Here is a 12302-nt window from a genome sequence, read left to right as displayed (position 1 = left end):
TTTCGGGCACTCGCCCCCGCTCAGCCCCCGAACCCGAAGCACACGAACCCGCCGATCCCGGTCGCGGCCGAGGCCTCGGCCAGCGCCGCCGCGGGCGGGCGGCCGGCGGCCAGGGCGGCGTGCAGGGCGAGCATCAGGGTGCGGGTGTCGGCGTCGTCGACCGGGGTGACGCTGGCGATCAGGGTGCGGGTGCCGAGGGCGAAGACCGCCGAGGCCAGGCCCATCAGCTCATCGCCCGGGCGCACGCCGGACAGTGCCGACTCGCAGGCCGAGAGCACCAGGGTCTGCGGGGTCGAGCCGAGGCGCTCCAGGTCGTAGACGTACAGGGGGCCGTCGAAGGCGTCCAGGCTGGAGAACAGCGGATGGTCGGCCCGGAAGCGGCCGTGGGTGGCGACGTGGGCCAGGGCCGCGCCGTCCAGGGCCCGGGCGGCGTTCGCGGCGGTGGCCTCGGCGCCGGCCAGGACGACGGCGTCCGGGTAGCGGGCGGCCAGGGCGGCGATCTCGGGCTCGGCGTGCGCCAGGCCGGGACCCGCCATCAGGACCGTGCCCAGGCCGGTCGCCGAGGTGGCGGCCGTCCCCGGTCCGGCCGCGGTCGCCGCGCCCAAGGCCCCCTCGACGGCGTTGGCCGCCGCCAGCCACAGCCGGGCCGAGGGCGTCACGCTCACCGCGCGGCCGGCGCACGTCGGCAGCGCGGTCCAGGGGAGCGCGTGCAGCGAGCCGGTCGGGACCACGATCAGCGGGCGGTCCCCGGCGCCGGCCGCACCAGCCACCCCAGCTACCCCAGCCGCGCCAACCACCCCACCCACCTCACCCACCCCGTCCAAAGCCCGCCGCACCGGCCCGAACAGCAACCCGTCCAGCACCTGCCGGCTGTGGTCATAAGCCTGCACCGCGGCGGCCTGCATCGTCGCGGACCCGAACCGCCGCGACATCCGGTTCATCGTGAACCGCACCACGTCCAGCTGCTTCAGCACCGCCGCGTACGACCCCAGCCGATGCCGCCGCACCACCCCGTCCCGCACCGTCACCGCGTGCAGATCGTCGTCCAGCCGCACGAACTCCACCAGCACCCGCGCCCCCAGCGCCCCGGCCAGCGCGGCGGGGGAGAACGGCGGCTCCGGCGCGTACGTCCCGCGCGCGTACCGCGACCGGTCCCGAATCGCCGCCTCCAGCCGCAGCCGCTCGGCGTTCAGCCGCGACACCTCCGAGCGCGAGGACTCCAGCGTCGTCGGCGCCTCCACCGCCGCCAGGTCCGCCACCACCCCCCGCAGCTCGGCCAGATCGGCGGCCAGCTGCTCGTCGTCCGGCGGCCGCACCGGCCGGCGCCGCAGCGAGGCCGCCCGCCAGGTCTCGGCCCAGCGCAGGACCGCCCGCGCGTCCCCGCGCTCCAGCGCCAGGCGCAGGCCCAGCTTGGCCAGCTCCTCGCCGCGCGCCGCGGCGTGTGCGCGCAGGTCGGTGGCGCCGAGGACCGCGTTGTTCTCGGCGTGGACGCGCAGCGCGGCTTGGAGCGCCCGTTCCGCGGAGGACGGCCGGCCGGCGCTGAGCGCGTGCAGCGCGTGGGCGTGCCACGCCAGGGCCCTGATCTCGACCTCGCGGCGGTTGCGGTGCCGGGCCACCTGGTCGAACAGCGCCAGGGCCTGCTCCCGCAGGTTCAGCGCCGCGGCGACGCGGCCGGCCAGCAGCCTGGCCTCCAGCGGGGCCACCGGCCACTTCGCCGCGTCCATCCGGTCGCCCAGCTCGACTGCGGTCTTCAACAGCGCCGGGCTGCGTTCCCCGGTCGCGAACCGGGCCGAGGCCTCCACGTACCGGGCCAGATCGGCCCAGGCCGCACGGCGCTGCCGGCCGAACATGCCGCGGGCGGTGCGCGCGGCCTGCTCGGCCACCGCCGGATCGCCGTCGGCCAGGGCGGCCCGGGCCCACGCCAGGTGGTACTCGGCGCGGTCGTAGCGGAAACCGCTGCGCTCCTGCTCGGCGATCGCCTTGCGCAGCGAGGTGTGGGCCTCGGTGCCCAGCCCGGCCGTCAGCAGCGCCTCGGCCCGGTCCACGAGCATCGGCGCGACCGGCTTGTCGATCTCTGCGAACCGTTCGATGGCCGCGTCGAACCAGAACAGCGCGGAGGGCAGGTCGCCCGCGCGGTGTGCGGCGAAGCCCAGATTGCCCAGGACCATCGCGTTGATCAGGCCGTAGCCGCCGTCCTCGGTCAGCTGGGCGGCGCGCAGCAGGTCCGACTGCGCGGGCTGCCCGGCACCCCGGTAGACGTGGATGATCCCCCGCAGGTTCAAGGCGATGGCCTCCCAGCGGGCGTCGCCGTAGGCGGCCAGGACCGGCTGGCTGGCGTCCAGCGCCTCCAGGGCCTCCGCGCTGCGCCCGATCCGGCCCAGCACCAGCCCGAGGTTCACCCGCAGCCGCGCCCGGTCCAGGCCCGTCAGCACACTGTCGGCCAGCGCCACCTCGGCCAGCGCGCCGTCGGTGTTGCCCAGGTCGGCCAGGATCACCACCAGCGTCATCCGGGCCTCGGCGGCCCGATACGGCATGCTCGCGCGGTCCGCCATGGCGATCGCCCGTCTCAGGGTCCTGCTGGCACGCCGCAGGTCGCCGTTCTCCCGCCACGACAGCCCGATCGCGCGCAGGGCTATGATCGCGGCCTCGTCGCCGTCGTCCTCGGCCAGCACCGCCTCGGCCGCGGCCCGGCCCTCCGCGGGCTGCGCCAGCACCTGGTCCAGGGCGCTCAGAGCACGGCTGAGCCGGTCCGCGGCAGAAGATGGCATGCGGACACTGTCTCAAAGGTGGGGTGATTTCTTCCACCGCGCATGACTCATCGCCGCCGAGCGGTGACGCCCGGCGGCGATGACGAGTCGGCGGCGGCCGCGGGGGAAGCGCGGTCGCCGACCGGGTCTAGACGGTCACCCAGCTGGTGACCACGGCGCCCCCGCCGGGCACGCTCAGCGCCACGCGCGCAGGTCCCGCCGGTAGCGAGTCGGCGCTGAACAGGCCCTGGCCGTCCACGGAGACGGTGGTGGTCCCGGCCGGGTGCTCGATCCGCAGTGTGTCCGAACACGCCGGGATCAGCTGCCCGACGAGCTTGCGCCGCTCGCCGATCTCGGTCACCTCCACCACCACCGAGACGCTGGGAGCCTCGAAAGTCAGCAGCCTGGTGTCGGTGCCGCGGGTCGAGCCGGCCCCGGCCAGCATCGAGTCCTCGGCGAGTTCGGCCAGTTCGGCGTCGATGGTCCGCCAAGTGAAGGCGGCGTAGCCGGCCCGCACCACGTCCTGCGGCACCGGGTCGACCTCGTCGAACATCTCGCCGAGGGCGGACAGCAGTCCGATGTCCTCCGCTGAGGCCCCGTTCGTCAACTTCGGCATCGTTCCCCCTGGATCAGGTCCTTCATCGTGTGCCCGTGTACTGGTGGTTCGGACGGCGGTGCGGTGGTGGTGCTGGTCATGGCCGGGTCGTCTCCGGCACCGTGCTCAGCGCCTTCAACGCCCGTTTGAGGTGCTCCAGGCACCGCGAGCGGGTCGGCCCGATCGACCCCACTCGCATGCCCAGCGCCTCGGCGACGGCCGCGTAGCTCTCCAGCGGCGTCACCGCGACGACCCGCAGCAGGTTCCGGCAGCGTTCCGACAGCGTGGCGAAGGCCTGCCACAGATCGCTGCTGTCCTGCTGGGCGACCATGGCCGTCTCCGGGTCGCCGTCGTCGTCGGAATCCCCGAAGAACGAGACGTTCGCCTCGGCCTCCTCCGAATCGGGGACCTCGCGCTGCGTCTTGCGGATCAGGCGCAGCGCCTCCCTGCGTGTCGTCGTGGCCAGCCACCCCGCGAGCTGCTCCGGATTCTGGATCCGGTCCAGGTTCTCCACCAGGCGCAGCCAGGTGTTCTGGGTGACGTCGGCGGCGTCGGCCAGCGAGAGCCGGAACCCCCGGGCCACCGACCACACCAGTCGGCTGTAGTCGTCGACGATCTGCTGCCAGGCCGAGGCGTCGCCGGCGGCGGCGGCCTTGACCAGCAACGCAGGGGAGCGGTCCATATGAGCCTTCTTACTGGTGTGGGGAACGTGACCGGCGCACGGCGGCGCCTCAGCCGAACGCCGCCTGCACGACCACCCCGAGGTCGGGGATGCGGGTGCCCGCGGGATCGAGCAGTTCGGTGGCGGCGTCGCGGACCGACATGTCCTTGGCGGCCATCAAAGCGGCGATCCTACCGGCCACGACGGGCGCGGCGAAGCTGGTGCCGCTCCACTTCGCGTAGCCGTGGAAGTCCTTGCCCTCCTCGCTGCCGTGGGTCAGGAAGGCGCTCTTCAACTTCACGCCGGGAGCTGCGGCGTCCACCCACCAGCCGTAGTTGGAGAACGACGCCCGCTCCGGCTCGCCGGAGGACGACTGCGTCAGAGCCCCGACGGCGCAGACCTCCTTCAGGGCGGCGGGCCAGTAGGGCCGGTCGGAGTCGAAGTTTCCGGCGGCGGCCACGATCAGGGTGCGCTGGCCCAGCCGGGACATCGCGTCGCAGAGCACCGGCGAGGGCCGGTCGTCGAAGGTGTAGCAGCCCAGCGACAGGTTCAGGATGTCCAGGTGGTCGCCCTCGGCCCGGGTCTGCTTCTCGATCCGGTCCAGGCCGTTGAGCAGCTCCACCTCGTCGGTGACGCCCGCCGGGCTCAGGACCCGCTCGAACCGCAGGTAGGCGCTCGGCGCCTCCTGCATGATCAGGCCGGCGATGAACGTGCCGTGTCCGGACTCGGACTCCAGGTCGTGGTCCAGGGCCTCGTTCAGCGCCTCGTGCTGGGCCTCGGTGCAGGCCAGGTACCAGGGCTGGCTCTGGAACCACGGATGCGGGTCCACGCCGGTGTCCAGGATCCCGACCGTGACCGGCCGTGCGCCGTCCCCGCCGACGGTCGGGACGGGCATGTCCCCGGCCGGGGCCGGACGGCCGTGGGGACCGCCGCCCCAGTTCGGAGCCCCGCTGAGCACATGGTTCGGCGTCACACTCCACCGCCGGTGGGCCTTGGCCCCGCCGCGCAGCGTGTGGGTCAGGTCGGCGGCGTCGGTGCCGGCCACCAGCCGCAGCCGCGTCACCCCCGGCGCGGCCGAGTCCTCCCGGGAGTCGACCCACCGGCGAGCCTTGTCGTGCACCTCGTCCGCGTGCGCGTCGAGCACCAGCAGCTCGTCGCGCTTGATCAGCGTCTCGGTGGCGCCGTCGACGTGGACGACGTCCGGGTGTGTCTCCAAAATCCGGGCCAGCCAGGCCGCGTGGTCCGTCATGGTTCCCTCCCTGTGAACAACCTAGTCAGCACTTATGCTGCCCTGCCAATAGCCGCAGGCGGAACTGGACCCCCGTCCCAGTCCCGCCTCCGGTCTCCCCAGGCGGCCGCGTTCCCCCACAGACCGTTGCCGCCGGTCTTGCTCCCCCGTGTTCCCCGATCCCCCCAGCTCCCCCGGTTTCTCAGTTCCCCCCGAGTCCCCGTGGTCCCCGTGTTGTTTCCCCCAGGTGTCGCACTCCGCCCGCGGAGTCCCCCTCTTACCTCGGTGGCGGTGGTGTGCCGCACCCACCCCCCGGCGTCACGGCACACCACCCTTTCCACCCGGCCTGGCCGGCGGCGCGTCCCCCCTAGAGACACACACCGACTGGACCACGCCCGCGGGCCCCCCGACCCGCTCACTTACAAGAGCACCCCAAACGCTCCCTGATACATGGCGCCCGAAGTTTTTTCTGGGAAGTTTTTCGGGCTCTCCTCAGCGCTGTCACAGCGGCCGGATAGGTTCCTCTTATGCGTGAACTCATCCCCGCCTCCTGGGCGCCGGTGCTGGCTGCCGAGACCGAGCAGCCGTACTTCGCCGACCTGGAGGCTTTCCTTAAGACCGAGCGTGCCGAGCACCAGGTGTTCCCGCCTGAGGACGAGGTGTTCGCGGCGTTGGAGGCCACGCCGTACCAGGACGTCAAGGTGGTGCTGATCGGGCAGGACCCGTACCACGACGACGGCCAGGCGCACGGCATGTGCTTCTCGGTGCGCCCCGGCGTGCGCATCCCGCCGTCGCTGCGGAACATGTACAAGGAGCTGGAGACGGACCTGGGCGTCCCGCCGGTCAAGCACGGCTACCTGAAGGCCTGGGCCGACCAGGGCGTGCTGCTGCTCAACACGGTGCTCACCGTGCGCGCGCACGAGCCGGCCTCGCACAAGGACCGCGGCTGGGAGAAGTTCACCGACGCCGTCATCAAGGATGTCTCGGCGCGGGAGAAGCCGGTGGTGTTCGTGCTCTGGGGCGCGCACGCCAAGAAGAAGCGGAAGCTGATCGACACCTCGCGGCACGTGATCGTCGAGGGCGCGCACCCCTCGCCGCTGTCGGCGAAGCTGTTCTTCGGCTCCAAGCCGTTCTCGGCGGTGAACGAGGCGCTGGTCGGCTTCGGGCAGGAGCCGATCGACTGGCAGCTGCCTGAGACGGTCTGAGAGTTCTCGCTATAGCGTTCGCAGACAAGTCGGCCCGGCGGATCGGATCCGCCGGGCCGACTCTGTTCTCTGTTATATGAGGACTCCTATATAGCGAGTCCTATATAGGGACTCCTATATAGCGGCGCCCGCAGTCTCCGTCTCCCGCTCGCCGTCCTCATGCCCGGCGGCGAACGCCTCCCACAGCTCCGCGTACGTCCCGCCGGCCTCCACCAGCTGCGCGTGCGTCCCGTCCTCCACGATCCGCCCGCCGTCCATCACCAGGATCCGGTCGGCGCGCGCCGCCGTGGTCAGCCGGTGCGCGACCACCAGCGTGGTCCGGGTGCGCCCGGTGACGCCGTGGTCGGCGTCGCGGGCCAGCTCGGCGCGCGTCACTGCGGCCTCGGTGGCCAGGTCCAGGGCCGAGGTCGCCTCGTCCAGGATCAGCACGTCCGGGTCGGCCAGCTCCGCGCGGGCCAGCGCGAGCAGCTGCCGCTGCCCGGCCGACAGGTTCCGGCCGCGCTCGGCCACCCGGGAGTGGAACCCCTCGGGCAGCGACGCGATCATCTCCTCGGCGCCGACCGCGCGGGCCGCCGCCTCGATCTCGCGCGGCGGGGCGTCCGGACGGGCGTAGGCGATGGCCTCGGCGACGGTCCCGTCGAACAGGTACGCCTCCTGCGGGACCACGCCGAGCCGGTGCCGCCAGTCGGTCAGCGGGAACTCGCGCAGGTCGCGCTCGCCGGCCGTCACGGCGCCGCCGGTCGGGTCGTAGAAGCGGGCGACCATCTTCACGAAGGTCGACTTGCCCGCTCCGGTCTGCCCGACCAGCGCCACCGTCTGCCCGGCCGGGATGCGCACGCTGACGCCCTCCAGCGCCGGCCGCGTGTCCGGGCCGTAGGCGAAGGTGACGTCGTCGAACACGATCTCGCCGAGCTCCGCCGGGACCGGCACCGGCCGCGCCGGCTCCGGCGTGGAGGGCACGGTGCGCAGCAGGTCGCCGATCCGGCGCAGCCCGACCGCGGCCTGCTGGTAGCCGTCGAACACCTGCGAGAGCTGCTGCACCGGCGAGAACACCATGTCGATGTAGAGCAGGTAGGCGATCAGCGCGCCGGCGGTCAGCTCCCCGGAGTGCACCCGGGAGGCGCCGGCGGCCAGCACCAGCAGCCCGGCGATGTCGGCCAGGAACTGCACGAACGGGAAGTACGTGGCGATGTACTTCTGCGCGCGCAGCCGCGAGACGCGGAACTCGTCCGACAGCCCGGCGAACCGGGCCGCGTTCGTGCCCTCCCGCCGGAACGCCTGCGTCACCCGCATACCCGCGACGTTCTCCTGCAGGTCGGCGTTGACCGCCGAGACCTTCTCGCGGGCCTCGGTGTAGGCCTTGCTGGACTTGGACCGGAACACCGCGGTCGCGATCAGCAGCGGCGGCAGGACGCTCAGCGCGATCAGCGCCATCTGCCAGTCGATCACCACCAGCGCCACCACGATGCCGACGAAGGACAGGACGCTGACGACCGCCTGCTGCAGACCGGTCTGCAGGAACGTGGACAGCGCGTCCACGTCGGTGGTCATCCGGGTCATGATCCGCCCCGAGAGCTCGCGCTCGTAGTAGTCCAGCCCCAGGCGCTGCAACTGCGCGAACACCTTCACCCGCAGCGCGTACAGCAGGCGCTCGCCGGTGCGGCCGGTGACCCGGGCCTGGCAGACGTTGACCACGGTGTCCACGACCACGACGGCCAGCGCCGCGACCGAGACCCCGACGATGGCCGACAGCGAGCCGGCCAGGATGCCCCGGTCCACGCCGCCGCGGATCAGCGCCGGCAGCGCCAGCCCGGCCGCGGTGTCGGCGGCGACCAGCAGCAGGCCGAGCAGCAGCGCAAGGCGGAACGGACGCAGCAGCTTGCGCAGCGCGAAGCCGGGGTCGGCGGCCCGGGCCTGGCTCTGGACGACGTGGGGGACGTCGGTGGCCGGCGGCAGCTTCGCCACCTTCTCCAGCAGCTCCGGGGTCGGGGGCATCGAGGCCAGGAAGCCGCCGAAGCCGCCGCCCCCGCCTCCGACGCCGCCCCGGCCGCCGCCTCCGCCGCCCATGCCGGGCAGCGCGCGGGTGCCGGAGCCCTTGGCCCCGGCCAGGCCGTCGCCGTCACCGTCGTCCTCGACCTCCGGCCACAGGCTCGGGGTGATGCCGTCGACCATGCCGTCGGTCAGGCCGTCGGTCAGGCCGTCGACCATGCCGTCGGTCTGGGCCTCGGTGCCGGCGGGCAGCGTGCTGATCGAGTCGGCGGCCTGCGGGCGCGCGCCGTTGCCGGCCGTTGTCGCAGCTCGCGTCAGGTCCCCGGCAGCCGCAGCTCGCGTCAGATCCCCGGCGTCGATGCCCTCCGCGTCGTCCCCCGGCCCGGACAGCAGCAGCCGGTACAGCGGGCAGCGCTCGGTGAGCTCCTCGTGCGTGCCGATGTCGACGACCCGGCCGCGGTCCAGTACCGCGATCCGGTCGGCCAGCGCCAGCGTGGAGCGGCGGTGCGCGATCAGCAGCGTGGTGCGTCCGGCCATGACCCGGCGCAGCGTGTCGTGGATCTCCGCCTCCACGCGGGCGTCCACCGCGGAGGTGGCGTCGTCCAGGATCAGCACCCTGGGGTCGGTGATCAGCGCCCGGGCCAGGGCTATGCGCTGGCGCTGGCCGCCGGACAGGGTCAGGCCCTGCTCGCCGACCACGGTGTCGTAGCCCGCGGGCAGCTGCTCGACGAACTCGTCGGCCTCGGCCATCGCCGCCGCGGCCCGCACCTGCTCGTCGGTGGCGTCGGGGCGGCCGTAGGCGATGTTGGCGCGCACGGAGTCGGAGAACAGGAAGCTGTCCTCCATCACCAGGCCGATCGCCGCGCGCAGGGACTCCAGGGTCACGTCGCGCACGTCCGCGCCGCCGACCCGCACCACACCGGCCTGCACGTCGTAGAAGCGGGGGAGCAGCATCGACACCGTGGACTTGCCCGAGCCGGAGGTCCCCACCAGCGCCACCGTCTCCCCGGGGCGCACCGCCAGGTCCAGCCCGCGCAGCACCGGCCGGGAGGCGACGTAGCCGAACACCGCGCCGTCGAACTCCACCCCGGAGGCCTGGCGCGGCAGCACCGCGGCGTCCGGCTTCTCGGTGACCTTCGGCTGGGAGTCGATGATCTCGAAGATGCGCTCCACGCTGGCCCGGGCCTGCTGCCCGATCGTCACCAGCGAGGACAGCATCCGCACCGGCCCGAGCATCTGCGCCAGGTAGGTGGAGAACGCCAGGAACGTGCCCAGCGTGATGGTCCCGCGCAGCGCCAGCCACCCGCCGAGGAACAGCACCCCGACCTGCCCCAGCGCCGGGATCGCCATGATCGCCGGGTTGTACCGCGCCGAGAAGCGCACCGCGCGCAGCCGCGAGGCGAACAGCCGCTCGCCGGCCGCCTCGAGCTTGCCGAGCTCCTGCTCCTCCTGCCCGAAGCCCTTCACCACGCGCACCCCGCCGACCGCGGCGTCCACCACGCCGGCCAGCGCCGAAGCCTGCTGCTGCGCCTCCCACGTGGCCGGGTACAGCCGCTTGCGCGCGGCCACCGCCACCAGCCACAGCAGCGGCCCGGTCGCCACCGCGACCAGCGTCAGCAGCGGTGACAGGAACGCCATCACGCCGAGCGCGACGAAGAACAGCAGGAAGTTCCCGGTCAGCATCGGCAGCATGCCGAGCAGCCCCTGCACCATCGTGACGTCGGAGGTGGCCCGCGAGATCAGCTGCCCGGTCGCCAGCTCGTCCTGCCGCGCGCCGTCCAGCCGCGACAGCGCGCCGAAGATGCGGTTGCGCAGGTCGTACTGCACGTCCAGGGACAGCTTGCCGCCGACGTAGCGGCGCAGCCGGGTCCCGGCGAAGTTCAGGATCGCCAGCACCAGCGCCATGGCGGCCCACGGGGCCAGCGGCGAGGTGCGGCTGATGACGACGTCGTCGATGATGTGCCGCTGGATCAGCGGCATGGCGGCGTTGGCGAGCATCGCCAGCAGCGAGCCGCCGAAGGCGATCAGGACGCTGCGGCGGTAGACCCAGCTGACCGCGAACAGGCGGCGCATCCAGGAGCTGGAGGGGTTGTCGGCCTTGGCGATCCGGCCGGGCCTGGCCGGCTCGGTGCCTGTGTGGTTCGTGCTGCTCGCGTTGTTCTTGTCGCTCGTGTGGTTCGTGCTGCTCGTGCTGCTCGTGCTGCTCGTGTGTTTCGTGCTGTTCGAGCTGCTCGTGTGGTCCGTGTTGCTCGTGTTCTCGATGTCGTTCGTCCTGTCATCACCGGCGTCATCGCCGGCCCTGATCCCGCGCGCGTCGCGGCGCTCGGCGTTCGTCACATCCACCCCTAGTCGTCGTGCTTATTCGGCCTGCGCGGCCAGGTGCCGGGCCCGATGCTCGGCGAACCGCCGGTTCAGCGCCCCGTCCAGCGCGTCGAAGCTGTTCAGCAGCGCCTCCGCGCCGCCGTCCAGGTGTGCGGCCGCGTCGCCGAACAGCGGCGCCAACGCGGCGGCCAACTGCTCCTCGGCGCTCCGTACAGCAGCCAGACCGGCCTCGGTAATCCGCACCCGCACCACCCGGCGGTCCCCGGGGTCGGCTTCCCGCTCCAGCAGCCCGGCGGCCACCAGGGCGTCGGCGGCGGCCGTCAGCGTGGGCTTGCGCACCGCGAGCTTGTCGGCCAGCCGTGCCGACCGCTCCCCGCCGCCGCGCACCATCGACAGCAGCTGGTACTGCGGCAGGGTCAAGCCGGTCTCCACCCGCTCCAGCGACCGCCGCAGGCGCACCAGCACCTGCACGGCGTCGACCACCCGCTCCGCGGGCAGCCCGGACAGTTGGTTCGACTCACTCATGATTAGATGGTCGAACAATTAGGGGAGGACGTCAAGTCGCGCCGTCCAGGCGGTCGGGGCCGGACGGCGTGACGGGGGTACCGGACTCAGCCAGCCTGCTCCTCACCCAGCGCGGTCAGTACCCGCGCGCGCAGCAGCTCGTACTCCTCACGGCACCGCCGCGGTCCCTCCGGCGGCCGGTGCACCACCTTGTCGTTGACGACGGTTGCGCCGTCGAGGAAGCGGAACTGGTCGGCCGTGAAGTCGACGTCGGTGCCGTCGGGCAGCCGGTTCCAGTAGTGGTTCCAGACCTTGGCGCCGTTCATGTGGACCTCGGCGTGGATCAGGTCCCCGCCCAACAGGTCCTGGACCACCAGCGCCGTCATGCTGCACTGGCTCCCCGAGGGGTTCTCCGGCCGCCACTGGTCCCGGCCGGCCGGATCGCAAGTGTCACGTCCCCAGGAGGCCTCGATCACCGGCCGCAGCGTCTCTATATTCAGCATCCCGGGAGGCTTTCACAGGGGTCTGACACCTCGCGCACGGTCCCGCCGGAAGCGTCCGCTTCGGCATCAGCCATTTGAGGCGCTCCTGACCCATGTGTGGGTGCGGCTGGGGTGGGGGCTTACGGGCGTTTCTTGACGGCTTCGCGCATGGTTCACGGGATCCGCTGGTGGCGCGGGTCGGGGGTGGCGCTGGTTTCGCGGGGCGGCGGTGGTGTGGGCAGGTGGGCGGTTCTACTGCGAAGGTCAAGGGCAACAGTCAAAGGGCGACAGTCAAGGGCGCCTCCGGCGGCGCCTGCGCGGCGAGCGGCCTCGCTCCGGGGAGTGGGGGGCCGCGCTGGCTGCCGGCGGACGCTGCTTGTGGTCGCCTTCGTCCCGGATTCCCCGTCGCATCGTCGCCTTACGGAAGCAGACCGGTCCGGTGGTATCAAGTCGGATCGCCCAGCTGTGGGTCCAGTATCAGCGACTTGACACCACCGGCCCGGCCTGCTTGGCTTCGCCCGCCGAAGCGACGGGGAATCCGGGACAACCCCGGTCTGTGGTGTGGACCG

The 12302-nt window shown here is 72.7% G+C and carries 8 protein-coding genes; 1 reads left to right on the top strand and 7 read right to left on the bottom strand.

Annotated features, from left to right (window positions below):
* Positions 1 to 20 precede the first annotated feature (20 nt).
* The 4 genes from ABIA35_RS44835 to ABIA35_RS44820 all read right to left on the bottom strand — a co-directional run bounded on the left by ABIA35_RS44835 (position 21) and on the right by ABIA35_RS44820 (position 5252).
* On the bottom strand, positions 21 to 2768 hold the full coding sequence (locus tag ABIA35_RS44835) for a CHAT domain-containing protein (protein WP_370362047.1): 2748 nt from the start codon (positions 2766 to 2768) through the stop codon (positions 21 to 23).
* A 127-nt stretch (positions 2769 to 2895) separates the two neighbouring features.
* The gene (locus ABIA35_RS44830; protein WP_370344402.1) at positions 2896 to 3363 is read right to left on the bottom strand and encodes a hypothetical protein; all 468 of its coding nucleotides are present in this window, start codon (positions 3361 to 3363) and stop codon (positions 2896 to 2898) included.
* 76 nt (positions 3364 to 3439) lie between these two features.
* Positions 3440 to 4024: an RNA polymerase sigma factor gene (locus ABIA35_RS44825; protein ID WP_370362046.1), complete on the bottom strand. Its 585-nt coding sequence runs from the start codon at positions 4022 to 4024 to the stop codon at positions 3440 to 3442.
* 49 nt (positions 4025 to 4073) lie between these two features.
* The gene (locus tag ABIA35_RS44820) at positions 4074 to 5252 is read right to left on the bottom strand and encodes a S8 family serine peptidase (protein WP_370362045.1); all 1179 of its coding nucleotides are present in this window, start codon (positions 5250 to 5252) and stop codon (positions 4074 to 4076) included.
* Between the two features lie 506 nt (positions 5253 to 5758).
* On the opposite strand from ABIA35_RS44820, the gene ABIA35_RS44815 reads away from it, so the two are divergent.
* Positions 5759 to 6436, top strand: a complete 678-nt coding sequence (locus ABIA35_RS44815; RefSeq protein WP_370362044.1) for a uracil-DNA glycosylase — start codon at positions 5759 to 5761, stop codon at positions 6434 to 6436.
* Between the two features lie 114 nt (positions 6437 to 6550).
* Here the strand turns inward: ABIA35_RS44815 and ABIA35_RS44810 are convergent, their stop codons facing one another.
* The 3 genes from ABIA35_RS44810 to ABIA35_RS44800 all read right to left on the bottom strand — a co-directional run bounded on the left by ABIA35_RS44810 (position 6551) and on the right by ABIA35_RS44800 (position 11754).
* A complete protein-coding gene (locus ABIA35_RS44810) occupies positions 6551 to 10498 on the bottom strand; it encodes an ABC transporter ATP-binding protein (RefSeq protein WP_370362074.1) in 3948 nt (1315 codons plus the stop codon).
* A 285-nt stretch (positions 10499 to 10783) separates the two neighbouring features.
* Positions 10784 to 11272: a MarR family transcriptional regulator gene (locus ABIA35_RS44805; protein ID WP_370344406.1), complete on the bottom strand. Its 489-nt coding sequence runs from the start codon at positions 11270 to 11272 to the stop codon at positions 10784 to 10786.
* A gap of 86 nt (positions 11273 to 11358) precedes the next feature.
* The gene (locus tag ABIA35_RS44800; protein WP_370362043.1) at positions 11359 to 11754 is read right to left on the bottom strand and encodes a hypothetical protein; all 396 of its coding nucleotides are present in this window, start codon (positions 11752 to 11754) and stop codon (positions 11359 to 11361) included.
* Positions 11755 to 12302 lie beyond the last annotated feature (548 nt).

It is taken from the genome of Catenulispora sp. MAP12-49, assembly GCF_041262705.1.
Taxonomy (GTDB): Bacteria; Actinomycetota; Actinomycetes; order Streptomycetales; family Catenulisporaceae; genus Catenulispora.
This window is presented reverse-complemented; position numbering and strand designations above follow the sequence as displayed.